A 24,115-nucleotide genomic window follows, 5' to 3' on the forward strand; every position below is an offset into this window, starting at 1 on the left:
TCTCTCTGCCTTCAATTAGCCGTAGACGCCTCGCTCGCGTATTGCCCCTTCGGCCGGTTCTGTTGAAACTCTCGGTCGCTGATAGTTTACCGAGACCGTGTTGAATAGAGGGCGTTCGTCGGCCAACGATTGGCGGAACGATTATTATTGATGGAGTGACACGTATCAACTACGTTTCGAGACAGTATCTATGGATTCGTACCTCAAATTCGTTCTCGTCGCCTCGGCCAGCATCCTGGTCGGGATGCCTCTCTGGATAGCCATCATCGCCCCTGATGAGTTCTCTCTCACTCTGTTTACAGAGGTCGGATTTTGGGTTGTAGCGGCAGTTGGAATGGCTATGCTGTCGTTTGGATTTTGGCTCGGAGAGCGCACCAACCTCAAATAATTCGCGCGCTTGTCGACAGGTGATTTCGTGACTCGCGGTGTGAGGAAGACGTCCTCTGTCTGTTGCGAGTCTCTCGGAGGCTTTAGGGAGACGGAGAGACTGTCCCACGCATGGACGAGCGCACGGCGTTGCAGATGCTCGCTGCGGACCTCTCGGGCGCCGGCGACGACGCCGCCGTCGTCGGCGACACGGTCATCACGACCGACATGCTCCACGAGACGACGGACTTCCCCGACGGGACGACCCGCTACACCGCCGGGTGGCGTGCGGTCGGCGCGTCGCTCTCGGACGTCGCCGCCATGGGAGCGACGGCGACGGCCGCCGTCGCTGTCTACGCCGCCCCCGAATTCGACGAGTCGGATTTGCTGGCGTTCGTCAACGGCGCACGCGATGTCTGTGAAGCCGTCGGTGCCGAGTACGTCGGCGGCGACTTAGACGGACACCAGGAGTTCACCGTCGCCACGACGGCTATCGGCGACACCGACGACCCCGTGCGCCGAACTGGTGCGAGTCCGGGCGACGCCGTCTGCGTGACCGGTACCCTCGGTCGAAGCGCCGCCGCCCTCCGCTTCTTCGAGAGCGGCGACGTCGAACGCGCCAACGACCTCTTTCGGTTCACTCCGCGCGTCGCTGCCGGCGAAGCGCTCCGTGACCACGCGACGGCCATGATGGACTCCAGCGACGGCCTCGCTCGTTCGCTCCATCAACTCGCCGAGGCAAGCGACTGCGGGTTCGACGTCGCATTCGACGAGGTTCCGGTCGACCCCAGCGTCGACGACGTCGCTCGCGACGAGGCCGACCGGCGGGAGTGTGCCCTCCACTTCGGCGAGGACTTCGAACTCGTGTTCACGCTCCCCGAAGCCGAGTTAGAGACGATTCGACCGGCCATCGACGTCGACGTGACGCAGGTCGGGACGGTCACCGAGTCCGGTTCCGGCGTCGTCGCCGACGGCGAACCGCTCTCCGACCGAGGCTTCACGCACGGCGGCGAGTAGACCGGAGGGGCCGACCCGACGGCTAAGACTAGACAACGCACTTACGTTTCCGCTCCGACTCTCTCGGCGAGCCATGTCCGACGCCAGCACACCCCGCCTCGCCGGTTTCATCGCCACTACCCTCGCCGGTGCACTCGCCCTCTCGTTTCCGACCGGTCTCGGATTCGCCGTCGTCTTCGCCGTCACCTACGGCGTCGGCGCGTGGGCGTTCGCCAACCGGTGGGACCTGTGGCGGAGCGGCAACCGGTGGTCCGGCGTCCTCGGTGGTCTCGTCACCTTCGCGGCGCTCAGCGGTGTCCAACCGCTCGACATCGACCCGTCGATTCGGTTTCCCGTTGGACTGCTTGTCATCGGCCTCGGGTTCGCGAGTGCCGGCGTCGCCGCCGAGTACGTCTTCAGGGCGGTGGAGACGGGACAGATTACGGCCCCGACGGCTCCGGCTTGCTCCGATTCAGATGGTCAGTAACTGAATCGGCACGAGCATGAAGCACAGCAGGCCGAGGAAGAACGTGAACACGCCGACGGCCAGTCGCCGCCGGTCGAGTCCCGCCTCGTCGATAGGGTTGGCCGGGCCGTTGAAGGCGATGAACGTCGAGAACAGCCCCCAGAACGCCCACAAGCCGACGGACTCGTTGATACTCAAGCCACGACCGTAGTAGAGGTACGCCGAGAGGCCGAAGAGGGCGAACGGCACTAGCGCCGCCACCGTCTCTTGGCGCTCGCCGATCATCGCTCGGAGCATGTGGCCGCCGTCGAGTTGGCCGACGGGGAGCAGGTTGAGGACGGTGAAGAACATCCCGACCCACCCGCCGATGATGACGGGGTGAACGGTCACACCGGTCTGTGAACTGACCGCCGGTTCGCCGATGAGGTCGATGATGGCCGCACCGAGCGGGTTGAGCGGTACGTCGGTCGAGGGCGAGGCGCCAGAGCCGTAGGCGACGGGTTGGTCGATGAGTCGTGCGATGATGTCGAGCAGCGGCGGGTTGTTGAAGATGATGACTTCGCCACCGCTCGACAGTATGTAGTCGGGAATCGGCATCGGGTCGAGCGAGAGGCCGATTATCGTGACGACGATGGTGGCCGCCAGCCCCGCCAACGGCCCGGCGACACCGATGTCGAACAGCGCCTTTCGCCCCGGCATCTGTCCGCGCATCCGGATGATTGCTCCCATCGTTCCGAACGGGAAGATGAAGGGAATGACGTAGGGTAACGAGACGTCGACACCGTGGTAGCGGGCCATGACGTAGTGGCCGAGTTCGTGGACCAGCAAGACGCCGAGGACGGCGGCGGTGAAGGGCCACGCCTGCAGGACACTGAACGGGTTCGCCACAATCGTGTCCACGGGGACGTAGTACCACGCGTTCGCGCCGACGAACAGCGTCGAACAGACCGTCAGGAGGAGGAGTAAGAGGTTCTTCCACGGCACGGTGTCCACGCTATTGTCGAGCGGTCGAGCGACGAGCACGTCTTGGGGACCGTTCGTGCGAGCGACCTGCACCTCGTAGCCCGCCTCGCGGAACGCGGGCCAGACCTCACGGAGGAGCATCCGCTCGGGGACGAGTGCGTCGCCGTAGTAGAGCAACCGGTCACCATCACGGCGGACCTCGTAGAGGTGAAACACGGCGGATAGCGCGTCCGTCGGCGGCGCGCCGTCCGACGGGTCGACCGAATCCATTGTTCGAGCGGTACGCGTCGCGTCTGTATAAAGGCCGTGACAGTATCGTTGAGTTCAGAACTGCCTCTCGTCTCCGTTTCTCACTCTCGGCGGGTTCGAAGAAAATGGGGACCGTCCGATGGCTGGAGTGACCATCGGGGAGATGCCGCCGAGGGAATCGAGAACCGGCGACGACTGGTGAGCGAGCGGGGACCGATGTCGTCTCTCTACGCGCTCGTTCCCTTACGCCATCTCGGCGGACTCGATACGCCACGTCGTCGCGCTCGTGTACGACCACTTCTCGACGGTGAGTTCGGTCGCGGAGTCGCGGAGTTTGACCATCAGCGCGCCGATCTCTTTCGGGGACAGGTCCACTTCGTCGGCGATGAACTTGCTCTTGAAGTAGAGTTCGCCGTCCTGGGCCTTCTGCAAGAGGAACTGCTTCAGGCGCTCTTCTTTGGACTCGGTGGACGGGCGGTCGGTGGAGGGGTGTGCTGTTGCGCTCATTGGGTGTTTCCTCGATTCTTCCTAAGCAGCGTATGGAACATATAAACGGAGGAACGTTAGTGGTGATTCGCCTTCTTTCAGCCTAAATACAGGGAAACCACACCTTTCATGACGCTTCGAGAGACGCTTAGAAAATTTAGAACGGCTGCTATGTATTTCTTTCAGAAAGAATAAGACAGATTGATAAACTCAGTTTTGCGGCAATATGTTCTGCAAAATCAGCGCTGATACTGTCGATTCCGCCCTACCAGCGGGTCTGTCGGACTCGCCCGCGCGATTCGGCCGCCGAGAGCGTCTGACGACTGTCGTGCGCCCGTCGTCTACCGTGGTACCGGCACTCACTGCCGGTCGTGGACCCAGAACTCTTCGTCGACGGTCGTCTCCTTCTTGAATATCGGCACCTCGTCTTTCAGCCGGTTGATGCCGTCTTCGACCGCCCGGAACGACTCGGTGCGGTGGCCCGCCAGCACGACGACGAAGACGATATCCTCGCCGTCTTCGATGACGCCGGTCCGGTGGTGCATGACGACTTCCTCGACGCCTTCGCGCGTGGTCAGTTCCTCGGAGATAGTCGCCATCCGGTCTTCGGCCACGCCCGCGTACTTCTCGAAGGCGAGATGCGTCGTTCGCGAGTCGTCGTCGCCGTCTTTCGCCCGCACGCGGCCGGTGAACGTCGCGATGGCTCCCGCGCGCTCGGCCCGGGGTGACTGCTTGACCTGCTCGACGAGCGTGTCGAGCGTGATGTACGGTTCGCCGTCGTCGGCGTGGCGGGTGAGCGTCTCGAGGCCGTCGGCGTCGATGTCGTCGACGGTTTCGACAGTCTCGACTACTTCGCCACGGACCTTGGTCGACTGGTCACCGACGACGACGGTCGGCGCGCGCGCCTCGGGGAACCCCGAGAGGAGCGCGTAGTCGTACTCGGGCGCGAGTGCGTCGAGCAGGTCGGTGAGCGAGCGGTCGTCGCCCGCGCCGACCCACGCGCCGTCGTCTGCGAGACCGAACGCGCCGTCGACGCCGTCGGTGTCGGTTCCACCCTCCCGGTTCGGGAGTCGTTCGACCGTCGCGACGCGTCCGTCGAGACGGGGGGCCAGTCGCTCGGCGAGACTGTCGGCCGCGGGACCGACGAGCGAGAGCAGTTGCATGTGTCGAACGCGGCGACGGAGAGGCTTTAGTGTTGCTTCGGCCTGTCGCTGCTCGTCGCCTGTGAACTACACACACGGCCGTCTTCGACTTGATAACTCTTAAGCCCGAAACCGGGCAATTCCGCTGCAATGAGAGTCGTGATTTCTATCGGCGGCAGTGTGCTCGCGCCGGAACTCGACCCGTGTCGTGTCGAAGGGCACGCGGCCGTCGTCGAGTCGCTCGCGCGAGAAGGATGCGAACTCGGCGTCGTCGTCGGCGGCGGTGGGGTAGCCCGCGAGTACATCGGAGCGGCCCGTGAACTCGGTGCCAACGAGGTCCAACTGGACCAGATCGGCATCGACGTGACGCGTATCAACGCGCGTCTGCTCATCGCCGCCCTCGGACCGGGTGTCGACCCGAAAGTCGCAGAGAACTACGAGGCGGCGGGCGACTCCATCCGTCGTGGCGACATCAGCGTGATGGGCGGCGTCATGCCCGGGCAGACGACGGACGCCGTCGCCGCCGCACTCGCCGAGTACGTCAGCGCCGACCTGCTCGTCTACGCGACGAGCGCCAACGGCGTCTACGACTCTGACCCGAAGACGAACCCCGACGCCGTGAAGTTCGACGAGATGACGCCCTCCGAACTGGTCGACATCGTCGCGCCGATGAGTCGCGATGCGGGGTCCTCGGCACCGGTCGACCTGCTGGCGACGAAACTCATCGAACGCGCGGGGATGCGCACCATCGTCCTCGACGGTAACGACCCCGACCGCGTCGAGGCGGCGGTGCTCCACGGCGACCACGACGGCACCGACGTCATCCCCGAAGGAAGCAGCGGCGAACCGAGTTACTGGGCACAACGATGAGTGCGGACGACAGTCCGAAGTCGACCGACGTGAACCGTGCACAGACGACCGGTGCCGACACCGTCGACCCCGACGAGGACGGCGAGAACCACCGCGTCTTCTGGGCCGACGAGATGGCCGACCGTATCGAGGAGCGAGACCCCGACGAACCCATCGTCATCAAGGGCGGCGTCTCTCCCTCCGGCATCCCGCACCTCGGCCACTTCAACGAGATTCTCCGCGGCTTCTTCGTCGCCGAAGTGCTGCGCGAGCGCGGTCACGAGGTCCGACAGGTCTTCACGAGCGACGACAAAGACGCGCTCCGGAAGGTCCCCCGCCAACTCGCCGACTCCGACTGGAACATCGTCGGCCTCGGCGAGGTGAACGCCGGTGCACTCGGTCGAAATCTGGGCAAGCCCTACACCGACATTCCGGACCCGTTCGACGACCACGACTCCTACGGGGCCCACTTCACCGACCTCTTGCACCAGAGCGCCGAGATGCTCGACGTTCCCGTCGACATGCTGTCGAACACCGACCTCTACGCCGACGGCACGTTCGACGACGTCGTGAAGTACGTCCTCGAACACCGAGACGAGGCGCGGAAGATTCTCTCGCAGTACCAAGACAAGATAGACGACGACTACGTCCCGTTCCAAGCGCAATGTTCGTCGTGCGGCGTCCTGACGACGAACATCACGGGCGTCGACGTCGAGTCAGAAACCGTCGACTACGTCTGTGAGGGCCTCGAAGCCGGCGGCCAGCAGATAGACGGCTGTGGCCACGAGGGGACGGCGACGTTCCGCGAGGGGAAACTGCCGTGGCGATTCGAGTGGCCCGGCCAGTGGCAGGCGCTCGGTGTCGACTTCGAACCGTTCGGTAAGGACCACGCCGAGGGGTCGTGGCCCTCGGGCAAGGACATCGCCGAGAACTTCCTGCACATTCAGCCACCGGTGCCGATGACGTACGAGTGGTTTACACTCAACGGCGAGGCGCTCTCCTCGTCGTCCGGCAACGTCGTCACCGTCCACGAGGTGCTGGAACTCTTAGAACCCGAAGTCCTCCGCTACTTCTTCGTCCGTAACCCGATGAAGGCGAAGGACTTCGACATCTCGCGTCTGGACCAACTCGTCGACGAGTTCGACCGCTTCGAGGGTATCTACTTCGACGACGTCGACGACGAGAGTCTGGCGGCGCTCGCCGACCGAGCCTACCCGTTCACCGTCGACGAGGTTCGCGAGAACCGCGTCCGTCTCCCCTACACCTTCGCGGCCGTCTTGGGTATGACCGACGACGAGGACCTGCGCGAGCAGATGGCGCGCAACGAGGGTCACATCACCGACGACACGCCCGAGTGGGCCATCGAGGAGGCGATGAAGCGCGTCGAGAAGGCCCGTAACTGGGCCGAACGCCTCGACAACGAGTACAACTACCGCCTGCAGGTAGCGATGCCCGAGACCGACTTCGACGACGACGTCGAGACGGCGCTCGCGGAACTCGCCGACTTCGTCGAAGAGGGTCACTCTGGCGAGGAGATCCAGGGCGAAATCTACGAGACGGCCAAGCGCAACGACGTCGAGACGGGTGACTTCTTCCAAGCCGGTTACCGTCTCTTCTTCGACGCGACGCAGGGCCCTCGCTTGGGAACCTTCCTCGGCGAACTCGACGCCACGTTCGTGGTGAAGCGACTGCGCCGCGAGGAGTGACTCGAGAGAGACATCTGAGTACGCGCTCCCGATGCAGACGCGAGTCGAAACCTGCCTTCTGTTCTCGAAGAGAGAGAAATAATTTCAACCCTGCCTTTCAGAGGAGCGACAGTGTCAACGAGACGAGTGCGACTCTGGCGTCTCACTAGTGGAGAGCGACTCTGTCAGCAGTGTTCCGAGGCCACGTCGGAGTCGCTCTGACATCGCTTGAGACGAAACGCCCGAACGCTGTTCCAACTCTGCTAACGTCGTCTTACGAGGGATGTCGAAGTAGCCGAGTCTGAAGGCCTCGTACAATGCTTCACGCTGGGCGTCGGTGACCGCTGACTGATCCTCTCCGCTGCACCACGTGGCAGAGTTCTGGACGCTTCGAACCGAGAGATCGGTTCTGCGGTCGATACGTCGCTGATGAAACGCCGAGAGTTGGCTGTGGCCGGGGAATCGAAGTGTAAGCTGCCACTGGGTTGCAGTTCCAATCGCTTCGAGTATTGTACTATCGGCGGTCAAGATAGCCTCGGTGAGACCGTCAGCTTCCTCCTTCCAGACGAGGCGAACGAGGGCTTCGGTCCCGACTGTCGCGAGCAACTCGACTGTTTCGATGCCAGGTTCCGACCGAAGCGTTCGCGCGATGGCGTCGATATCATCGGCCGTAATCCAAATGTATGGAAATCTTCCATCGTCAATCGGGACGAGACGCTCTAGTTGAACAGTGGTCTCTGGATGCGCTGAAGGTTTTCCTGAGAACAAACTCCTCTGTTGGCACCTGAACTGTTAGTATTGCAGCCATTGTTCGGTCTGCCTACTTCGGCGTTTGCTCGTCGAGTCCAGCCTGCAGCAGTCGTCGAGCGATTACGACTAGCCCGTTCGTGAGTCCTTCTGCCCAGATTGCAGACTCAGGCTTCGGACTGCCGGAGGGACCGAGCGAACTCACCAACAACACGTTCCGGTCGGCGAGAAGGAAGCGTCCGATTCGGGTCTCGCTGTCCCCGTGATTTTGTAACCAACTCAGTCCGGACTTGAACACCTGTGCCTGCGGGACTTGCTCCTCGAACTGTCTCTGAACTGTTTCGTCTAGTACCCCGACGAACACTTCGACTCCACGTGCCGTTGCCTCAGCCAGGACGTCCATTAGCTCTCTGGTGAGAGTCTCTTCGTCAGCAACCAAGAGCACGACCTCCTCGTCGGCAGTTCCAACGACAGAGAGCGTTCGGCTCGATACTGCCTCTCGGCCCTCGACTGTCCAGACTTCCTGTGTCGACTGTTCTGCGGTTTGTGGTATCGTTTTGACGGTACCGAGTGCGTCACCGAGTTTGTCGAACCGTGAGTCGTACTGTTTTCGGAGCGTTTGGATAGCTTCCTCGGCTGCGATCGCTCGAAATTTCTGTGGAGAGGTATGCCGCGTTTCGATCAGCCCTCTCGACTCGAGAACGTCCATCGCGTCGTAGACGCGGGGACAGGGTATCTCTCCCCACTCGCTCACCTCTCGTGCGGTCCCTTCAGGAAGTCTTGTCAGCGCAACGAACGCTCTCGCTTCATACTCTTTGAGACCTAACTGCTTGAGCAACTCGACTGCCTCGTCACCGTCGTCGGCACGCTCCTCACCCATGAGATGGTGCTCCGGGACCGAAATCTTCGCCATCAGAGAGTATTGACCGCGATAACTCTCTTTTCTGCGAAGTGTTCATATTCGTCCAATGACGCCCTACGGGTTTAGGCTTTCAGGTTTGTCACGACTCTAGTGACGACGACCTCCACACGAGCAGATACCTGCCTGTTGTTACTCGAATAATCACAAATTCCAAATACCGGGCAGCCAAAGGGTACACGTCTTGACTCCGGGAGAAGCACTCCTTCGCCCCGAGACAACTGCGCAGAGTCACCGAACACATGACAGACACCGACCCTCACGAGAACGTCACCCCCGCTTCTCTGGATGAAGGAGTTTCCTTGTTGGAAAAGCTCGGATTGACCCAGTATGCTGCACGGACGTTCTTGGCACTGCATCAACTCGGTAGCGGAACTGCACGGGAGGTCAGCGAGGCGTCGTCGGTACCGCGGACGAAGGTGTACGACGTCATGGAGGAACTACAGCAGTTGGGACTGGTCGAAGTCCGTTATACGAGTCCGCGACAGTACGCTCCCGTCTCGAAAGAGGCAACAAAGCGGAGATTTCAGCGAGAGTACGAACAGTCAATCACACGCCTCTCTACGATTCTCTCCGAACTTCCTTCGTTCTCCAGAGACGAGAAAATCGATGCGCTCTCTATCCTCAACGGTGAGGATGCTGTTCTGGACCGGACGACACAGTTGATTCAGTCCGCGGACAAAGATATCGTCTACGTGAGCGTCAGCGGTAGCCTCCCCGATTTGGTTCCGAACCACCTTCAAGCGGCGGCCGAACGCGGGGTAGACGTCTTTCTGGGGGGACTCGGTGACGAATCCCGCGAACAAGTCACTAGTACCCTCTCTTGTGTGGTGTTGAACTCTTCTCCAGGAATTTGGGACGAGTCAGAAATCGACTCGATACTCGTCGTAGACCATACGACCGTACTCGTAACTGTCCCCAACGAAACCGACCTAACGAAGAAGTCCGGAATGTGGGGCCGTGGCAAGGGGAACATGTTGGTCGCCACATTCGAACCAGTGGTTCGCTCGTGGTTGGAGTCCGAGAGCGGGCGTTGGTGACGGAAGTCTGTCCAGAAACTGACCGAGCTGTCACTCGGATAGTCACAAACGACTATTAGGAGTGAATACCTGTTTGCTCTCAGATACCATATGCGAGCAACTGGAATCAGAACACAGAGAACGCTCCTCTGTCACTCATGAACGCTGCACAGATCGACTCCGAAACAGCCTTTCGCACTACCCTTCGCGAAGTTGTCCGAGAAGCGCAACAGAACGGACTGTCCGTCCAAGGAGGGTGGGTCCTCATGTTTGACGGCGAAATCAACGACGTAGAAGTCGAAATCGTCAACATCGATGTCAAACGTGGGCAACAACCCCACTCCGACATAACCGGCTCAGAGACTGAAAGATAGGCCGGAGAGTGTCATCGGTGTGGAGTCGTCCGTCATCAGCGACCGGCTCACGATTCCGGCACCCACAGACGGCCCTATTCACCTCCCGACCTCGCTCATTAACTGAGTCCGAACATGTCGTTTCGGGCTGTGTGTTCCGTCACAGAACTGACCCGTTCGTACGTGACTCCGACAGTCGTTTCAACCCCCAGAGCGAGCGGCTATCTCCTCTTGACGCGTCTAGACGAACGCGATGGCAGCAACCGCGAAGCGCAACGTCGAGATGGTCGAGGAGATGTACGATGCGTTCAACCGCGGCGACGTCGACGACGTCCTCGCGGGGATGGCCGACGACGTCACCTGGGTCGAACCCGAGGGCGACCCGCTCTCGGCCGGGACCTATCGTGGCCCCGCTGCGGTCATGTCGAGGGTGTTTGCGCCGCTCGACGAGGCGTACGAGACGTTCACGGTGACGCCAGCACGGTACATCGACGCGGGCGACATCGTCGTCGCCGAAGGAACGATGGTGGGGACGACGCTGGACGGCACGTCGTTCGAAGTGCCGTTCGTGCACCTCTGTGAGTTACACAACGGAAAGCTCCGGAAGTTCACCAACTACATGGACACGGCGCTCTTGCAGCAGGTACTCGAACCGTAGTCGAGCTTCAATCACGACTCACTCGTTCTCACCGACGCGACAGACGCCGACAGCTTCCGCGCTCAGTTCTCCTCGATTGCGTCGATGACGACGGTTCCGATGACGACCAGTCGGGGGTCCAACTGCCCGTCGCCCGACAGGTCGATGGTGTACTTGTCGCGGACGGGCGTGAACTTCTCGGAGACGTCGCCGAAGTGCTCGCCGCTCGGCCCCTCGATGTCGTAGGAGAAGGGGATGAGCGTCGTGAGATTTCGGCGGAGAATCGCGCGGAGCCACCCGTCTTCTTTGACCGTCGCGACGACAGACCCGCTCGCGTCGACGAGTGCGTACTCGTGTTTGAAGAACGACTTGACGCTTCGTTTGACGGAGCCGATTCGGTCGCCGGTTCGACTGTCGACGATGTCGTAACTGGCGGCGACGTCGAGGACGCTGTCGGCTTTGACGCGGAACCGCTCTTCACCCGTCTCGGGGTCGTTGAAGCGGAAGTCCTCCTTCAAGCGGAACTTCTTCTGTGCGGATTCGAGGATGTTCTCGTCTCCTTCGTAGACGTTGTACTTGTTGCCGATGCGGAGTTTCTGTCGGACCTCGTACCGGCTCGCGTCGAACATACGGTTCTGATTACCAGACAGTCGGACAAAGATGCTTTGGGCACGAGGTCAGTCGCCTCGTTCGAACGGTCGTGCCGAACCTAACGAAGAACGTCTATAGTTTTATATCGCCATACTCCTTACTACGCCTGTCTAGGTCGAATCGGGCCAGACAGGGCGGGTCGAACCACGCGCCGCCACGAAGCGCGAGAACCGACCAGGAGACCTTTATGCAACTCACTCACCACATCGGGCAGCCAGCGGACGAGGAAGTAGACGCCGAGACCACCGGCGGTCGTCGACTCGGTCGATATCTTCTCGCCGGTGGTGCCGTACTCACGGCTGCTGCAGTCGTCCGCCGTCGTCGCCGCCGTCGACGTGACGACAGAGAGATGGTAACGATCGAAATCCGAGACGAACCGGCGATGCTCGGTCGATAGCCACGCTTCGGGGAACCCCCCGCGTAACCCGAATGCCTTTTGCGCGTCGTCCCCTCCACTCGGCCAATGAATCCGCTGCTCTGGGTACTCGCCGGTGTCCTCCTGTACTCAGTCGTCGCAGTCTCGCTGCAGTCTCGTGGCCTGATTCCCGACTCTGTCCGTATTCAGGGACCGCTCACGACGATCCACACGAAACGCGGCCGCGCCTTCCTCAACTGGCTCGCCCGACCGAAACGCTTCTGGCGCGCGTGGAGTAACGTCGGTGTCGGCGTCGCGCTCGTCGTCATGGTCGGGTCGTTCTTCCTGTTCCTCCAGGCAGCCATCCAGACCGTCCAGAGCCCACAACCGACCGCCATCAACCAACCCCGGAACTTCCTCGTCATCCCCGGCGTCAACGATTTCCTCCCGCTGTCGATGGCTCCAGAAATCGTCTTCGGCCTGCTCGTCGGCCTCGTCGTCCACGAGGGCGGTCACGGCCTGCTCTGTCGTGTCGAAGACATCGACATCGAGTCGATGGGTGTCGTCCTCCTCACGATTCTCCCCATCGGGGCGTTCGTCGAACCGAACGAAGAGAGTCAGCGGAAGACGAACCGCGGCGCTCGGACTCGGATGTTTGCGGCCGGCGTGACGAACAACTTCGTCGTCACCATCATCGCCTTCGCACTCCTGTTCGGTCCGGTCGTCGGCGCAATCGGCGTCGCCCCCGGCGTCGCAGTTGCCGGGTCGTACGACGGGTCGCCAGCGAGCCAAGCCGGAATCGGCGGCGGTGATCGCATCGTCGGCGTCGCCGGCCAGTCGGTCGAGAACCAGTCGACGTTCGACACGGCGTGGGACACGAGCGAGGGCGAATCGGTCCAACTCTCGGTCGCTGGCTCCGACGGCGACACCCGCGAGGTGTCCGTCGAACGCTCGCTCGTCGTCGTCGGCACCATTGGCGGCAACCCGGCGAACCTCACACTCCAGCAGGGCCAAGACCCGATCGAGATTCGCGCCGTCAACGGAACCGCCGTCTCGACGCAGGCCGAGTTCCGCGAGGCAGTCGGTAACGACACGTTCGCACGTCTCGACACCTCGCGCGGCGAGCGAGTCGTCCCGGTCGGTGCGTACGTCACCGGAACCCAAGAGGGTCGACCGATGTACGACGCGATGGAACAGAACGGCGACGACCCCAACGAGAGTTTCATCATCACCAACATCGGCGGTGAACGCATCACCTCCGCAGACGACCTAAGCCGCGTCCTCGATGGCTACAGCGGCGGTGACACCGTCGACGTCGACGCCTACGTCGACGGTCAGATGCGGTCGTACACGCTGACGTTCGACTCCGACCTCGACGAGGCGTTCCTCGGTGTGAACCTCTTCTCCGGGACCAGTGGTCTCTCCGTAACCGACCTCGGTATTCAGAGCTACCCCGCGTCGACGTACCTCGCACTCCTCGGCGGTGACGCCGACGCGAACGCGCTCAGCGGACCGCTCTCGTCGACGATAGACACCTTCCGCGGTCTCGCGTTCGTCGCGCTCATCCTGCCACTGGCGAGCGTCTTCGGCCTCCCCTACAACTTCCCCGGCTTCACGCCCGAAGTGATGAACTTCTTCGTCGTCGAGGGGCCGCTCTCGTTCCTCGGCGGCGGCGTGTTCCTCGCCGCGAACCTGCTGTTCTGGACGGCGTGGATCAACCTCCAACTCGGTCTGTTCAACTGTATCCCCGGCTACCCGCTCGACGGTGGCCGCATCATGCGGACCAGCGTGGAGGCAATCGTCTCTCGACTGCCCATCAGTGACCCGTACCCCGTCGTGCGCACCATCACCACCTCCATCGGCGTGACGATGCTCGCGGCGCTCGTCTTGATGGTGTTCGGCCCGCAACTGTTGGCCTGAATCGAGCGAATCGAACGCGTCGAGTGAACTGAATCCGTAACTGCTTCTTTTCCGCATCACGCTTCTTCGGTAATGGGCACCTCTGGAACTGCTGGGACTGCTGAAACTGCCGGCACCATCTACGTCGTCACCGGGTCGGCCACCGCACCGACGGCGATGGCCTCCTACGACGCCGCACTCGCCGACGCCAACATCCACAACTACAACCTCGTCGCCGTCTCCTCGGTGATTCCGGCCGACGCGACGGTCGAACCAGTCGACACCGCCCCGGACCTCGGTCCCGCGGGCAACCGCTTGACTGTCGTCGAGGCACGAGCGACGACGAGGGAAGAAGAGACCGTCAGCGCGGGTCTCGGCTGGACGACCGGCGAGGGTGCGGGACTGTTCTACGAGGCCAGCGGCACCGACCCCGAAGCCGTCGAGGAAACAGTCCGGGCAGGACTCGATGCAGGCCGCGACCTTCGCGAGTGGACGTTCGACGACGAGCAAGTGGTCGTGACGACGGCGGACTGCGACGGCGACGGCTACACGACGGTGCTCACAATCGCCGCGTACGGCCGTAGCGAACCGATTCTCTGAGCCGAAAACAGCGGCGATTTCCGTATGCTCCGACGGCTTTATACTCCGTGTTCACTTATGGCAGGTAGCATCTCCTTATGAATGGAAACAATCCGTACGCGGGTGCACCCGGCGTCGTCGATGCCGGTCAGCCGTCGCAAGACGTCGAACTCACACCCGACCAAAAACGGATGCTCCGACGCGCGGTCGCCGGTATCGTCGCGCAAACTCGTACCTATCTCCCGGATAGCTACGCCATCGGCTCTGAACTCTCCTATGGCTCGAACGGACCGCAGGCCACCGTCGCGGTCCACCCCCCGGCGGGACACCCCGTCAGCGCCGGGTTCACGCCGGACCTCGAAGACCTCGAATCCGGACTCGACGACGACGACCGACGCGAGGTCGCTCGTGGTCTCGCCGCCAGCGCGGCACTGCAGGTCATGAACGCCGTCGGCGACGGCGTCTCTCAGACCGCTCGGTAACGACCCCGTTCTCGTGCGTTCGTTCCGACGCAACATCGATAGACAGCGCAGTCGCTGTCTCTGGGCGTAGTCCTTCTCCGAAAGGTGCCGTCGTCGTTACGTCTCTGTCTCGTCACGCCTCGGAGACTCGACTGTCTCCGGCGCGTCGACGAAGAGACCGTACCCGACGACGAGTGCGGACGGGAGTCCACCGGCACCGGCACCGAGGGCTGTCGGCACCGACGTCAGCAGCCCTCCCACAGCGCCGAGAACGACCGGCACCGGGAGTACCGCCAGCATGAGGTCGTACCGCGAGACGGTTTCTGGGTCTGTGCGACCGGCCGAGAACGCGTCCCGCACGCTCATCTGTGAGTCCTCCACTCGGAGCGGACTCCCGGACGGTTAAAAGGGGTTATCGCCGTATTTACAAGCAGTGCGTCGCCGTGCCACGCCGACTGTCTCCTGAACGCTCGCTTACTTCCCCCAGAAGGGGTCACGACGCCGATGTTTGTCGAGGTAGCTCTGGAGCGCTTCGAGTTCGTCACCCGGAATCTCGCCCGATAGCTCCTGTTCGAGAATCTTCGCGTGTTTCTCGGGGAGGTCTATCCAGAGTTCGTCGCCCTCCTCGATTTGGCGACCGACCGTCGGACCGTCGATGGCGACGCTGACGCGCTTGCCGGCACGGGCTTCCTTCACGTCGTCGCCCTGCTCTTGAATCCCGTTGAGTTGGCCGACGCGTTTCGGTTCGTTGCCCTCCCACTTGACGACGTACTGGTTGTTCTTGATGGTGCCTGCGAGCACCTCGACGCCGACGACGGCCGGGTTGTTCTGCCGGAAGACGTGGTCTTCGAGGATGCGGAAGCGACACGGGCGGACGATTTTGTCGAGCACCGTCTCCTGTTGGGCGCGTTTGCGCTCCGTGACGAACTCGTCGTAGTCGTCGATGAGTTGGTAGATGACGTCGTGTTTGAACAGGCGGACGTCGGACTCCTCTATGTCCTCTTTGGCGTCCGGAAGCACGTCAACGTTGAAGCCGAGGATGACCTTGTGTTCGTCCTCGCGAGCGGTGCCCGCGATGGAGACGTCGCGTGGGGCGACGTCGCCGACCTCTGCGCGGAGGATGGGTACTTCGGCCTCCTTCAACGCATTTGCCATCGCCTCCAGCGACCCGAGGGTGTCGGCTTTGACGACGACGCCCTGTTCTTCCGTCTCGACTTCGATGCCGGCGAGTTCGGCTTCGACCTCCGCGACGACGTCGTCGACGTCTTGGTCGCGAACGACACGGACCGGCGCGCCGGCCATCGCGTGTTCGAGGTCCGGTGCGGCGATTTTGATACCCGTCGCCGCCGACACCGAGTCGACTCGGTCGAAGCGCTTCTCGGTTCGAATCTCGGCGTTCGGTCGCGGTTGGAGGAGCGCCCGAACCTCCGTCACGATGGGACCGTTCGCGCCGCCGACGACGATGGTCTCGTCCTCGCTCACGGTGCCGTCGAAGAGGACGACGTCGAGCGTCGCGCCGAAGCCGCGTTCCTCCTTCACTTCGAGGACCGTCCCCTTCCCGGGACCGGTCACGTCTATCTCCATCTCCTCTTTCATGTAGCGCTGGGAGAGGCCCATGAGAACTGCGAGAAGGTCCGGAATCCCCTCGCCGGTCATCGCCGAGAGGGGGACGACGCCGATGTTCTTCGTGAAGTTCTGGACGCGCCAGTAGAGGTCCGCAGAGAAGCCGTTGTCCGAGAGGTGGCCGATGATCTCGTAGAGGTTCTCGTCGAGGCGTTGGCGCGCCTGCTTGCTCTGTGCGTCGTAGGTCTGCTGGATGGGCGACCCGTCCTGTGGGTTCCACCCCGGTGTCGTGTCTATCTTGTTGGCGGCGACGATGAACGGCGTGCCCGTCCGCTTGAGAATATCGATGGCCTCCAGCGTCTGCGGTTGGAAGCCGTCGTTGACGTCGACGACGAGGACGGCGATGTCCGCGAGTGCGCCGCCGCGCGACCGAAGCGTCGTGAACGAGTGGTGGCCCGGCGTGTCGATGAAGAGCAGTCCCGGTAGGTCGAAGTCGGTGGGGTCGACGAGGCTGCCCGCCATCTGCGAGACAGTGTCGAGCGGCACCGCCGTTGCACCGATGTGTTGCGTGATCGCTCCGGCCTCACCGTCGCTCACGGCCGACCCACGAATCTTGTCGAGCAGTGTGGTCTTCCCGTGGTCGACGTGTCCGAGGACGGCGACGATCGGCGTCCGTAGCGTTCCCGTCTGGCTGTGTGTATCTGTTGTGTCTGAGTCCGACATCCAAAATCACCCGGTAGAAGTGTTCTTGTGTGAGTTGAGCGGTGGATTGTAGTTAAGTCTTTCAACTCGGCGGAGCGTCTCGTTGGCACGTTCAGTTGCCGCGCACCAAGCACAGTTCTGCACGGGCCGACGGGGTGAGCCACGTGTCAGACGGTCCCCGTGGCGTTTATGTAACGTCACACGAATACCGATGCATGGCCGACATACTCGCCGAAAACCTCTCCGGCAAGGCCGTCATGGGCTCTGACGGCACGGAACTGGGGATGTTGTACAACATCACGATGAACCTCAAGTCGGGCGAACTCCACGACCTCGTGGTCGAACCACACGAGGGCGACCTCGCTCCGAGTCAGTCGTCGTACGATACGGACGAAGACGGACACCTCCGCGTGCCCGTCGGTCGCGTCCAGGCAGTCAAAGACTACATTGTCGTTCAGCGCTAGGTTGATGCACGTTCTCGATTCTTCCGCGTTCATTCACGAGTACCACACCGACAACCAGACAGCGTCTATTCCGATGGTCCAATCGGAACTCGAAGGCGAACACGCCTTCCGCTTCGACGCGATGGAGGGCGCCGGGATGCACATTCACATCCCCGCCGAGGGAACCGTCGAGAAGGTCACCCGCGCCGCCGGCGAGACGGGCGACGCCGACGTCCTCTCGGACACCGACACGCGCCTCATCGCCGCCGCCTTCGAACTCTCGGGCACGCTCGTCACCGACGACTACGCGATGCAGAACGTCGCGGACCACCTGGGCGTCACCGTCGAAGCCATCGCACAGGACGGCATCAGCGAACAGCGCAACTGGACGTTCCAGTGTGCTGGCTGTGGTCGCGAGTTCGACGAACAGAAAGACCGCTGTCCCATCTGCGGGAGCGACCTCTCGCGGAAGAACCCCGCCTGACAATCCACGATGAGCACTGACGAGGGTCACACACAGACCGACGCCACAGACACCGTCGATACGGCTGACAGCGACGACCCCGTACTGGGGTGGCGAGTCGCCGGTGTCGGGATGGTCCTCGTCGGCATCCCGTACGTCGTCTCGCTGCCGGGACTGGTCGACGGCGTGTTCTCCGTCGTCGGACTAGCGTGTCTCGTGTGGGGCTGGTACCAGATTTATCAGTCGAAACGTCGACAGTAGAGCGGCGCTCGACTCCCTTTCAGAGCATCCCGGTCTGTGTCGCGTACTGCACGACGAACTGCACCGCGTTGAACAGACCGTGGACGACGATGGGGACGAGGATGTTGTCCGTCAGTTCGTAGAGCACGCCGAGCAGTGCGCCCAGCGTGAAGATGATGGCGAGCGTCGTGAACTGGCCGTCGCCGAGCAGCGAGGGCAGGTGGATAGAGGCGAAGACGAGACTCGCGCCGACGACGCCGACGACGGGACCGTAGGCGCGTCGAATCGTCCCTTGGACGATGCCGCGGAAGATGAGTTCCTCCGTCGGCCCGACCAGGAAGATGGTCACGGGGACGAGATACAGCAGGTAGGCGGGACTCTCGCGACCCGTCGAGACGATCGAACTCTCGGCCGTGCTGACGCCGAGGAGACTGATGAGCGCGCTGAGTCCGAAGAGGACGCCGAAGAGGACGACGAGGCCGCCGACCATCCAACCGATATCTCTGAGCGTCGGGAGTCGCCAGCGGATGAGTCCCCAGTCGTCGCTGAGTTGGAGGAACGCCGCGATGGCGACGGCGAAGCCGACGAACTGCATCGCGCTGATGAACGCACGAGGTCCGGGGGCGGTCGACGACAGGCCGAGACTGCTGAGTAGACTCGACCCGAGCGTGATGGCGAGTGAAGCGACGACCAAGGACCCGGCGACGATGCTGACGACTGCACCGGCAGTCTGAAGATGGACCTGGAAGTCGGTCGCGGAGACGTCAGTTCCCATTGATTCGCCGGAGATAGTCGCTCACGGCGAATAGATGCACCGATTACGGCGACTCGCGACACGACGTCGTCACTCGAAGTGGCTCGACGTGACTCGCGAAGCTTCGACGATTCGACGACTTCGAGACGTTCGACAACGCCGGTTGTGTCCACGCTTCGAGACGCTTTTCTGACCTGTCTTCCGGCGAGAATACGCGATTATGCAGTTCTCGGGCGTACTCTCTTTCGGTGCCGAACCGTGTCTATCGACGAATCCGGAGAGACTGGCGTACCGCGTGGTGAATATCTCCTCGAAACCCTCGACGAGCGAGTCGTCGGCCAGGTCATCCGACCCGGCGACGCCGGCTACGACGAGGCGCGGTCGGTCTGGAACGGCCTCATCGACCGCCGACCCGCTGCAATCGTCCGGTGTACCGGAACGGCGGACATCGTCGCCTGCGTCGACACGGCCCGTGAGCAGGACCTCCCCATCTCGATTCGCGGTGGCGGTCACAACGTGGCGGGGACGGCCGTCTGTGACGACGGTGTCGTCGTCGACTGTTCGGAGATGCGTGGCGTCTGGGTCGATGCGGATGCGCGCCGGGTCAGAGTCCAAGCGGGAGCGACCATCGGCGACGTGGACCGCGAGACGCAGGTGTTCGGTCTCGCCGTCCCGCTCGGCGTCGTCTCCGCCACTGGTGTCACAGGACTGACGCTCGGCGGCGGTTTCGGCCACCTCAGTCGGAGCTTCGGTCTGTCGTGTGACGCGCTTCGTTCCGTCGACATCGTCACCGCCGCAGGCGATTCGATTACGGCGAGCGCCGAGGAGCATTCGGACCTGTTCTGGGCGCTCCGCGGCGGCGGCGGCAACTTCGGCGTCGTGACGAGCTTCGAGTACGAAGCCTACCCGGTCGGGCCGGAGGTGATGGCGTGCTTCGTCGTTCACCCTGCCGACGACGTCCCCGACCTGCTTCGGCAGTACCGTGCGTTCTGCGAGGACGCGCCCGACGAAGTCGGTCTCCTCGCCTTCACGATGTGGGTTCCCGACGACGACCTGTTCCCCGAACACGCACGCGACAAGCCCGGTGTTGGCTTCCTCGGGACCTACATCGGTCCCGTCGACGAGGGTGAGAAGGCGTTCGAACCAGCGCGCTCTTTCGCCACGCCGCTCGTCGACTTCAGTGGCGTGATGCCCTTCGCGGAACTCCAGCGGATGCTCGACGAGGACTACCCGGACGGTCGACGCTACTACTGGAAGTCGCTGTACCTCTCGGAACTCTCGGACGACGCCATCGACCGCATCGCCACCGCAGCGCGAGAGGCCCCATCGAAGCTCTCGACGGTCGACGTCTGGCAACTCGGTGGTGCAATCGCCCGCGTCGACGACGACGAGACGGCTATCGACTGGCGTGAGATGCCCCACATGCTCGGCATCGAGGCCAACTGGGAGGACCCGGCCGCCGACGAGGCGAACGTCGCGTGGGCGCGGACGCTCTGGTCCGACATGAAGCAGTACTCGCCCGGCGGACTCTACGTCAACTTCCCGGGGTTCGGCGAAGAGGGAGAAGAACTAGTTCGGGCAGTCTACGGCGACAACTACGAGCGACTCGCCGAGGTGAAAGCCCGGTACGACCCGGAGAACCTGTTCCAGTCGAACCAGAACATCACGCCAGCGGCCTGAGTCCCCCGGCCACAGCGGCTATGTGCGTCTCCGGTGAACGCGGCACACGATGAAACGACCCGAAACCCCGACACTCGACCGTCGACGACTGCTGACTGTACTCGGAGGAACTGCTCTGACGCTTCCGCTCGCTGGCTGTGCGTCACCGGGTGAGGGCGGCGAAGGAGAGGAGGGCGGCGAGGATGGAGAGGGAGAAGAGGGAGGGGAAGGTGGCGAAGGCGGCGAAGAAGACGGTATGGATAGCGAGGGCGGTGAGGGTGGAGAAGGCGGCGAAGACGGCGAAGAAGGAAACGTCGACGCCGACGCTGCCGCGCTCACCGGCCCGGAACAGTCGTCTTGAGGCCCGGCGGTGCAGGTCGCTCGCTACTTGTCGCGCTACTCACTCGACTTCGAGTCGGACCTTGTCGCTGACGGCGTCGGCTTCCTCGAAGTCGCCGCCGCCGAGCAACCCGCGGGCGGCTTTCTTCCCCCATTCGACGGCGGGTTGTGTGAACGTCGAGACGGTGTCGAGTTCGCCGTAGAGCACGCAGGCCGCCTCCATCCCGTAAAGAAGTTCGCCGAGACCACGCTCGTCGACACGGTCAATTTCGACGCGGATGTTCGGGCAGTCCGCGGCGGCGAGGGAGGCTTCCGTCGCTTCAAACTCGGCGTCCAGCAGGTCGCCGAGTGACGACCCGCCGAGGTAGGAGAGACCGTCGAGGTCCGTCTCGGGAATCTGTGTATCCTGTTTCTCGCGTGGCCGAACGAGCGTGACGAGTTTGTCACGGGGGCCAGCACGGTAGAGTTGCAGTTGCGAGTGCTGGTCGGTCGCGCCGAGTGCGCGGGCTGGCGTCTGGCCGACGCCGTCCTTGCCGAGGCTCTCGGCCCACAGTTGGGCGAACCACTCGGCGAAGTACTCCAAGGACTCGGCGTAGGGCATCATCGCGTTGATAGAGGCCCCACGGCGGTCGAGTGCGTAGGTCGTCGCGCCGTAGGCGTATGCGGGTGACTCGAAGAGCGAACCGGAGAGGCGGTCGGCTTCGTCGGCAGCGCCCGCCAGCAGGGCGTCGAGGTCGTGGCCCTGAATCGCGGCGACGGCCAGCCCGACCGTCGAGAGCGCCGAGAACCGGCCCGGCACGCCGTCCGGGACCGGAAGCGCCGGGAGGTCGTGTTTGTCCGCGAGGTCTCTCAAATTGCCCTCCTCGCCCGTCGTGACGAACGTTCGCTCGGTCCAGTCGACGCCCGCCGAGTCCATCGCTTCGCGGACGACGAGGAAGTTCGCGAGCGTCTCGGCCGTCGTACCCGAACGCGAGACGACGTTGACCACGGTGTCGTCGAGCGGGAGGTCGTCGAGCAGTCCCGAGACCCACTCGGGGTCGACGTTGTCGAGGTAGTAGGCGTCGACGTCGGAGTCGAGCGCCTCCGAAATGGTGGCCGCGCCGAGTGCGCTGCCGCCGATACCGACCGTCAGGACGGCCTCGGGGTCTTCGAACCGCGAGACGGCGTTCCGAATCTCGTCGGGGTCGGTCGTCTCCGGCAAGTTGAGCGCGGCGTAGCCGTGTTCACTGTCCGCGCGGCCCTGTTCGATTCGCTCGTGGGCGTCGGCGACGCGCCCGTCCAGTCGCTCCAGCGCCTCCTTCGAGACGCCAGGTGTCGTGCCGAGAACGTTACCGAGGTCGACGTACATGCGTGAACGCGCGTAGGGCGGGAGTAAAGTCGTTGTCCTCACACGTCCTCATCTGTCCCGAAACGTCCACGAGGTCCGATGGCTGTGTGTCTTCTCCGTTGGCACTGACGACTCTCGAAAGTCCCATTGAGAGAGTAAGTCCTCGCACGCCGACTGTCGACGTACAGTGGCGTCGCTAGCGTGCGCCACAGTAGTCGTCTCGCCCCGCATCTCGACAGCCGAATCGGGCAGTTTAATCGCCCCAACCCCTAACCTCGACCAATGGCAGATGGGTATCGCGGGCTGTTCGGGGCGTTCCCCTACGCGTTCGGGCGGACCGACTCCCGACTGTTCAAGTCCTACGTCGTCGTCGGCGGCCTCGCCGCGACCGTCCTCTCACTGTTCGTCGCACTCAGTCTCGTCGTCCTGTTCGGGCAGACGGCTAGCGTGCAGGGCGGGTCGCTGACGCTCTCGCGGGCGTTCTACATCGTCGTCGGTCTGTTTCTCGTCGCGCCCGTCCTCGCACCGGTGCTCCTCGTCGCGCGTCGCCACCGGCGGGGGCTGGCACCCGACGCAGGCGTGCGCTACGACCAGTTGCTCGCCGTCGCGGGCTACGTATTCATCGCCTCGCTGTACGTCGCGCTCGTCATCTCCATCCCGGAGTGCTTCACACTCGACGGCGAACAGGTGTGTCAGGGACAACCGACCGGTCTCTTCGCGCCCGTCATCGCCGTCCTGTACGACCTCCCGCAACTCGCCGCGCTCCTCCCACCGGCACTCGCGGGTGCGCTCATCTGGGTCGTCCACCGCGTCGTCGGCGAGTAGGGGACGCGAGCCTGTCGTGTGCGAGCGACTCCCGTACCGCCTACGCGACGAAACCGGGAAAAGGCCCGACACAGTAGAGAGGCCAATGACCGACGAGCAAGAGCACAAGGAGAGTACGTTCCTCGTCACCGCTGCCGACGAGGAGTCGGCGGTACTGAAAGACGTCCACGACGGGCAGGTCCACACGCTGTCGTCGAACCCCGGTGTCGAGGTTCACGACGCCGTCACGGGCACCGTCGCCCCCGACCCACCGATGAACGTCTCGTGGCAACTCGTCGAAATCGAGCGTCGCTGGTCGATCTCCATAGAGAAGAACGACGAGTCACCGACAGCCCACGTCACAGACCTCGCCGCCGAGCAGGAGACAGGAAACGTCCACCGCGAAGAACGCGCAGGGACCGGTGAGATTCACGTCCTCACCGTCCCCGAGGAGTTGACCGAACAGGCCGTCGACGACGTCGCCGACGACGTGGAGACGACGCTCAGTCGGGCGGCCCGTCTCGGCGTCAACCGCGTCGAGATTCGCTGGACACCGGGCGTCGTGAGCGTCCGTTACATGCCCTAAGCGATTCCGACGAACGCTACCGTTCGCACTCGTCCGGTCCTGCCGCACTCTGGACGCGCCATCCGCCCTCCATCGGTGCGTCGCGTTCGACGAACTCGACGACGGTGTCGGGACCGACTCTCGCGCCGTCGTCGACGGCTTCGACGCGGAACGGCACGTCGAGCGTGTTGCCGCAACAGCCGACGTCGGCGAACTCTTCGAACTCGTCGCCGACACGCACCTCACCCAGTGTCTTCCGGAGATAGTTCACGTAGCGGCTACTGGTCACTTGGTCGCGTCCCCACCTGCTCAGAGCCGTCGGGTAAGAGACGACGACGCGCGTCGCGAGTTTGGCACTCTCGGGACTTTCGGGACTCTCGGAACCGTCTGAACGCTCGTGAGCCGTCTTCATACTCTCTGTATGCTTTGTGCTC

Annotated in this window: 28 protein-coding genes and 1 pseudogene; 18 read left to right on the plus strand and 11 right to left on the minus strand. The window is 63.0% G+C overall.

Annotated features, from left to right (window positions below):
* Positions 1-190: 190 nt before the first annotated feature.
* The 3 genes from BM083_RS01025 (at position 191) to BM083_RS01035 (ending at position 1,849) form a co-directional block, all read left to right on the plus strand.
* On the plus strand, positions 191-388 hold the full coding sequence (locus BM083_RS01025; protein ID WP_089864600.1) for a hypothetical protein: 198 nt from the start codon (positions 191-193) through the stop codon (positions 386-388).
* 110 nt (positions 389-498) lie between these two features.
* On the plus strand, positions 499-1,383 hold the full coding sequence (gene thiL / locus BM083_RS01030; RefSeq protein WP_089864603.1) for a thiamine-phosphate kinase: 885 nt from the start codon (positions 499-501) through the stop codon (positions 1,381-1,383).
* 73 nt (positions 1,384-1,456) lie between these two features.
* Positions 1,457-1,849 (plus strand): hypothetical protein, encoded by a 393-nt coding sequence (locus BM083_RS01035; RefSeq protein ID WP_089864606.1) that lies wholly within the window; start codon positions 1,457-1,459, stop codon positions 1,847-1,849.
* Here the strand turns inward: BM083_RS01035 and BM083_RS01040 are convergent.
* From BM083_RS01040 to BM083_RS01050, 3 genes are all read right to left on the minus strand, one after another.
* The gene (locus BM083_RS01040; RefSeq protein WP_089864609.1) at positions 1,835-3,061 is read right to left on the minus strand and encodes a site-2 protease family protein; all 1,227 of its coding nucleotides are present in this window, start codon (positions 3,059-3,061) and stop codon (positions 1,835-1,837) included. The two genes, BM083_RS01035 and BM083_RS01040, sit on opposite strands and share 15 nt — an antisense overlap.
* A gap of 222 nt (positions 3,062-3,283) precedes the next feature.
* Complete coding sequence (locus tag BM083_RS01045) at positions 3,284-3,547, minus strand: DUF7123 family protein (protein ID WP_009733004.1); 264 nt, start codon at positions 3,545-3,547, stop codon at positions 3,284-3,286.
* Positions 3,548-3,885: 338 nt separating this feature from the next.
* On the minus strand, positions 3,886-4,689 hold the full coding sequence (locus BM083_RS01050) for a molybdopterin synthase (RefSeq protein ID WP_089864612.1): 804 nt from the start codon (positions 4,687-4,689) through the stop codon (positions 3,886-3,888).
* 129 nt (positions 4,690-4,818) lie between these two features.
* On the opposite strand from BM083_RS01050, the gene pyrH reads away from it, so the two are divergent.
* Both pyrH and lysS read left to right on the plus strand, forming a co-directional pair.
* Positions 4,819-5,538 carry a UMP kinase gene (gene pyrH, locus BM083_RS01055; protein ID WP_089864614.1) on the plus strand — a complete coding sequence of 240 codons (720 nt, stop codon included), beginning with the start codon at positions 4,819-4,821 and terminating at the stop codon, positions 5,536-5,538.
* On the plus strand, positions 5,535-7,223 hold the full coding sequence (gene lysS, locus BM083_RS01060; protein ID WP_089864617.1) for a lysine--tRNA ligase: 1,689 nt from the start codon (positions 5,535-5,537) through the stop codon (positions 7,221-7,223). Before pyrH ends, lysS begins: the two co-directional genes overlap by 4 nt.
* Positions 7,224-7,337: 114 nt before the next feature.
* Here lysS and BM083_RS24090 read toward each other — a convergent pair.
* Together BM083_RS24090 and BM083_RS01070 are read right to left on the minus strand one after the other, a co-directional pair.
* Positions 7,338-7,982 (minus strand): annotated as a pseudogene (locus BM083_RS24090) (helix-turn-helix domain-containing protein); the annotation flags it as partial.
* 40 nt (positions 7,983-8,022) lie between these two features.
* Complete coding sequence (locus BM083_RS01070) at positions 8,023-8,862, minus strand: TrmB family transcriptional regulator (RefSeq protein ID WP_245756811.1); 840 nt, start codon at positions 8,860-8,862, stop codon at positions 8,023-8,025.
* A 248-nt stretch (positions 8,863-9,110) separates the two neighbouring features.
* Between BM083_RS01070 and BM083_RS01075 the strand changes: the two genes are divergently transcribed.
* Positions 9,111-9,908 (plus strand): TrmB family transcriptional regulator, encoded by a 798-nt coding sequence (locus tag BM083_RS01075; RefSeq protein ID WP_089864623.1) that lies wholly within the window; start codon positions 9,111-9,113, stop codon positions 9,906-9,908.
* Between the two features lie 585 nt (positions 9,909-10,493).
* On the plus strand, positions 10,494-10,898 hold the full coding sequence (locus tag BM083_RS01085) for a nuclear transport factor 2 family protein (protein WP_089864629.1): 405 nt from the start codon (positions 10,494-10,496) through the stop codon (positions 10,896-10,898).
* A 62-nt stretch (positions 10,899-10,960) separates the two neighbouring features.
* Here the strand turns inward: BM083_RS01085 and BM083_RS01090 are convergent, their stop codons facing one another.
* Positions 10,961-11,506, minus strand: coding sequence for an LURP-one-related family protein (locus tag BM083_RS01090; protein WP_009732999.1), 546 nt, complete (start codon positions 11,504-11,506; stop codon positions 10,961-10,963).
* Between the two features lie 209 nt (positions 11,507-11,715).
* Here BM083_RS01090 and BM083_RS01095 point away from each other — a divergent pair, with 209 nt between their 5' ends.
* The 4 genes from BM083_RS01095 to BM083_RS01110 all read left to right on the plus strand — a co-directional run bounded on the left by BM083_RS01095 (position 11,716) and on the right by BM083_RS01110 (position 14,843).
* Positions 11,716-11,925 carry a hypothetical protein gene (locus BM083_RS01095; RefSeq protein ID WP_049894189.1) on the plus strand — a complete coding sequence of 70 codons (210 nt, stop codon included), beginning with the start codon at positions 11,716-11,718 and terminating at the stop codon, positions 11,923-11,925.
* 66 nt (positions 11,926-11,991) lie between these two features.
* Positions 11,992-13,803, plus strand: a complete 1,812-nt coding sequence (locus BM083_RS01100; protein WP_089864632.1) for a site-2 protease family protein — start codon at positions 11,992-11,994, stop codon at positions 13,801-13,803.
* 72 nt (positions 13,804-13,875) lie between these two features.
* Complete coding sequence (locus tag BM083_RS01105; RefSeq protein ID WP_089864635.1) at positions 13,876-14,382, plus strand: pyruvoyl-dependent arginine decarboxylase; 507 nt, start codon at positions 13,876-13,878, stop codon at positions 14,380-14,382.
* A 77-nt stretch (positions 14,383-14,459) separates the two neighbouring features.
* Complete coding sequence (locus tag BM083_RS01110; protein WP_009732994.1) at positions 14,460-14,843, plus strand: DUF5811 family protein; 384 nt, start codon at positions 14,460-14,462, stop codon at positions 14,841-14,843.
* A gap of 96 nt (positions 14,844-14,939) precedes the next feature.
* Here the strand turns inward: BM083_RS01110 and BM083_RS01115 are convergent, their stop codons facing one another.
* On the minus strand, positions 14,940-15,188 hold the full coding sequence (locus BM083_RS01115; RefSeq protein WP_089868267.1) for a DUF8015 family protein: 249 nt from the start codon (positions 15,186-15,188) through the stop codon (positions 14,940-14,942).
* Positions 15,189-15,296: 108 nt separating this feature from the next.
* A complete protein-coding gene (infB, locus tag BM083_RS01120; RefSeq protein ID WP_009732992.1) occupies positions 15,297-17,108 on the minus strand; it encodes a translation initiation factor IF-2 in 1,812 nt (603 codons plus the stop codon).
* 194 nt (positions 17,109-17,302) lie between these two features.
* Here infB and BM083_RS01125 point away from each other — a divergent pair, with 194 nt between their 5' ends.
* The 3 genes from BM083_RS01125 to BM083_RS01135 are packed head-to-tail and all read left to right on the plus strand — an operon-like array spanning position 17,303 to position 18,254.
* Entirely contained in the window at positions 17,303-17,551 is a 249-nt protein-coding gene (locus BM083_RS01125) for a PRC-barrel domain-containing protein (RefSeq protein WP_009732991.1), read from the plus strand.
* Positions 17,552-17,555: 4 nt separating this feature from the next.
* Positions 17,556-18,014, plus strand: coding sequence for an NOB1 family endonuclease (locus BM083_RS01130; protein WP_009732990.1), 459 nt, complete (start codon positions 17,556-17,558; stop codon positions 18,012-18,014).
* Positions 18,015-18,023: 9 nt separating this feature from the next.
* A complete protein-coding gene (locus tag BM083_RS01135) occupies positions 18,024-18,254 on the plus strand; it encodes a hypothetical protein (protein WP_089864638.1) in 231 nt (76 codons plus the stop codon).
* 19 nt (positions 18,255-18,273) lie between these two features.
* On the opposite strand, the gene BM083_RS01140 is transcribed toward BM083_RS01135, so the two are convergent.
* Positions 18,274-19,008, minus strand: coding sequence for a CPBP family intramembrane glutamic endopeptidase (locus BM083_RS01140; RefSeq protein ID WP_089864641.1), 735 nt, complete (start codon positions 19,006-19,008; stop codon positions 18,274-18,276).
* A 237-nt stretch (positions 19,009-19,245) separates the two neighbouring features.
* Here BM083_RS01140 and BM083_RS01145 point away from each other — a divergent pair, with 237 nt between their 5' ends.
* Positions 19,246-20,667, plus strand: coding sequence for an FAD-binding oxidoreductase (locus tag BM083_RS01145; protein WP_089864644.1), 1,422 nt, complete (start codon positions 19,246-19,248; stop codon positions 20,665-20,667).
* A gap of 49 nt (positions 20,668-20,716) precedes the next feature.
* Complete coding sequence (locus BM083_RS01150; RefSeq protein WP_089864648.1) at positions 20,717-21,007, plus strand: hypothetical protein; 291 nt, start codon at positions 20,717-20,719, stop codon at positions 21,005-21,007.
* Between the two features lie 39 nt (positions 21,008-21,046).
* Here BM083_RS01150 and BM083_RS01155 read toward each other — a convergent pair whose 3' ends face one another.
* Positions 21,047-22,333, minus strand: coding sequence for a glucose-6-phosphate isomerase (locus tag BM083_RS01155; protein WP_089864651.1), 1,287 nt, complete (start codon positions 22,331-22,333; stop codon positions 21,047-21,049).
* A gap of 261 nt (positions 22,334-22,594) precedes the next feature.
* On the opposite strand from BM083_RS01155, the gene BM083_RS01160 reads away from it, so the two are divergent.
* Positions 22,595-23,137 (plus strand): DUF8056 family protein, encoded by a 543-nt coding sequence (locus tag BM083_RS01160; protein WP_089864654.1) that lies wholly within the window; start codon positions 22,595-22,597, stop codon positions 23,135-23,137.
* A gap of 85 nt (positions 23,138-23,222) precedes the next feature.
* On the plus strand, positions 23,223-23,702 hold the full coding sequence (locus tag BM083_RS01165) for a DUF5812 family protein (protein WP_089864656.1): 480 nt from the start codon (positions 23,223-23,225) through the stop codon (positions 23,700-23,702).
* Between the two features lie 16 nt (positions 23,703-23,718).
* On the opposite strand, the gene BM083_RS01170 is transcribed toward BM083_RS01165, so the two are convergent.
* Complete coding sequence (locus BM083_RS01170; protein ID WP_089864658.1) at positions 23,719-24,093, minus strand: DUF7968 family protein; 375 nt, start codon at positions 24,091-24,093, stop codon at positions 23,719-23,721.
* Positions 24,094-24,115: the final 22 nt, after the last annotated feature.

The organism is Halogranum rubrum (genome assembly GCF_900114455.1).
Taxonomy (GTDB): Archaea; Halobacteriota; Halobacteria; order Halobacteriales; family Haloferacaceae; genus Halogranum; species Halogranum rubrum.

Bases quoted from the DNA above. Each gene is read 5' to 3' on its own strand.
- BM083_RS01150 (WP_089864648.1), top strand. From the start codon at position 20,717: ATGAAACGACCCGAAACCCCGACACTCGACCGTCGACGACTGCTGACT.
- BM083_RS01165 (WP_089864656.1), top strand. From the start codon at position 23,223: ATGACCGACGAGCAAGAGCACAAGGAGAGTACGTTCCTCGTCACCGCT.
- BM083_RS01095 (WP_049894189.1), top strand. From the start codon at position 11,716: ATGCAACTCACTCACCACATCGGGCAGCCAGCGGACGAGGAAGTAGAC.
- BM083_RS01160 (WP_089864654.1), top strand. From the start codon at position 22,595: ATGGCAGATGGGTATCGCGGGCTGTTCGGGGCGTTCCCCTACGCGTTC.
- BM083_RS01125 (WP_009732991.1), top strand. From the start codon at position 17,303: ATGGCCGACATACTCGCCGAAAACCTCTCCGGCAAGGCCGTCATGGGC.
- BM083_RS01100 (WP_089864632.1), top strand. From the start codon at position 11,992: ATGAATCCGCTGCTCTGGGTACTCGCCGGTGTCCTCCTGTACTCAGTC.
- BM083_RS01130 (WP_009732990.1), top strand. From the start codon at position 17,556: ATGCACGTTCTCGATTCTTCCGCGTTCATTCACGAGTACCACACCGAC.
- BM083_RS01105 (WP_089864635.1), top strand. From the start codon at position 13,876: ATGGGCACCTCTGGAACTGCTGGGACTGCTGAAACTGCCGGCACCATC.
- lysS (WP_089864617.1), top strand. From the start codon at position 5,535: ATGAGTGCGGACGACAGTCCGAAGTCGACCGACGTGAACCGTGCACAG.
- BM083_RS01035 (WP_089864606.1), top strand. From the start codon at position 1,457: ATGTCCGACGCCAGCACACCCCGCCTCGCCGGTTTCATCGCCACTACC.
- pyrH (WP_089864614.1), top strand. From the start codon at position 4,819: ATGAGAGTCGTGATTTCTATCGGCGGCAGTGTGCTCGCGCCGGAACTC.
- BM083_RS01115 (WP_089868267.1), bottom strand. From the start codon at position 15,188: ATGAGCGTGCGGGACGCGTTCTCGGCCGGTCGCACAGACCCAGAAACC.
- BM083_RS01025 (WP_089864600.1), top strand. From the start codon at position 191: ATGGATTCGTACCTCAAATTCGTTCTCGTCGCCTCGGCCAGCATCCTG.
- BM083_RS01140 (WP_089864641.1), bottom strand. From the start codon at position 19,008: ATGGGAACTGACGTCTCCGCGACCGACTTCCAGGTCCATCTTCAGACT.
- BM083_RS01070 (WP_245756811.1), bottom strand. From the start codon at position 8,862: ATGGCGAAGATTTCGGTCCCGGAGCACCATCTCATGGGTGAGGAGCGT.
- BM083_RS01040 (WP_089864609.1), bottom strand. From the start codon at position 3,061: ATGGATTCGGTCGACCCGTCGGACGGCGCGCCGCCGACGGACGCGCTA.
- BM083_RS01170 (WP_089864658.1), bottom strand. From the start codon at position 24,093: ATGAAGACGGCTCACGAGCGTTCAGACGGTTCCGAGAGTCCCGAAAGT.
- BM083_RS01050 (WP_089864612.1), bottom strand. From the start codon at position 4,689: ATGCAACTGCTCTCGCTCGTCGGTCCCGCGGCCGACAGTCTCGCCGAG.
- BM083_RS01075 (WP_089864623.1), top strand. From the start codon at position 9,111: ATGACAGACACCGACCCTCACGAGAACGTCACCCCCGCTTCTCTGGAT.
- BM083_RS01085 (WP_089864629.1), top strand. From the start codon at position 10,494: ATGGCAGCAACCGCGAAGCGCAACGTCGAGATGGTCGAGGAGATGTAC.
- BM083_RS01135 (WP_089864638.1), top strand. From the start codon at position 18,024: ATGAGCACTGACGAGGGTCACACACAGACCGACGCCACAGACACCGTC.
- thiL (WP_089864603.1), top strand. From the start codon at position 499: ATGGACGAGCGCACGGCGTTGCAGATGCTCGCTGCGGACCTCTCGGGC.
- BM083_RS01110 (WP_009732994.1), top strand. From the start codon at position 14,460: ATGAATGGAAACAATCCGTACGCGGGTGCACCCGGCGTCGTCGATGCC.
- BM083_RS01045 (WP_009733004.1), bottom strand. From the start codon at position 3,547: ATGAGCGCAACAGCACACCCCTCCACCGACCGCCCGTCCACCGAGTCC.
- infB (WP_009732992.1), bottom strand. From the start codon at position 17,108: ATGTCGGACTCAGACACAACAGATACACACAGCCAGACGGGAACGCTA.
- BM083_RS01090 (WP_009732999.1), bottom strand. From the start codon at position 11,506: ATGTTCGACGCGAGCCGGTACGAGGTCCGACAGAAACTCCGCATCGGC.
- BM083_RS01155 (WP_089864651.1), bottom strand. From the start codon at position 22,333: ATGTACGTCGACCTCGGTAACGTTCTCGGCACGACACCTGGCGTCTCG.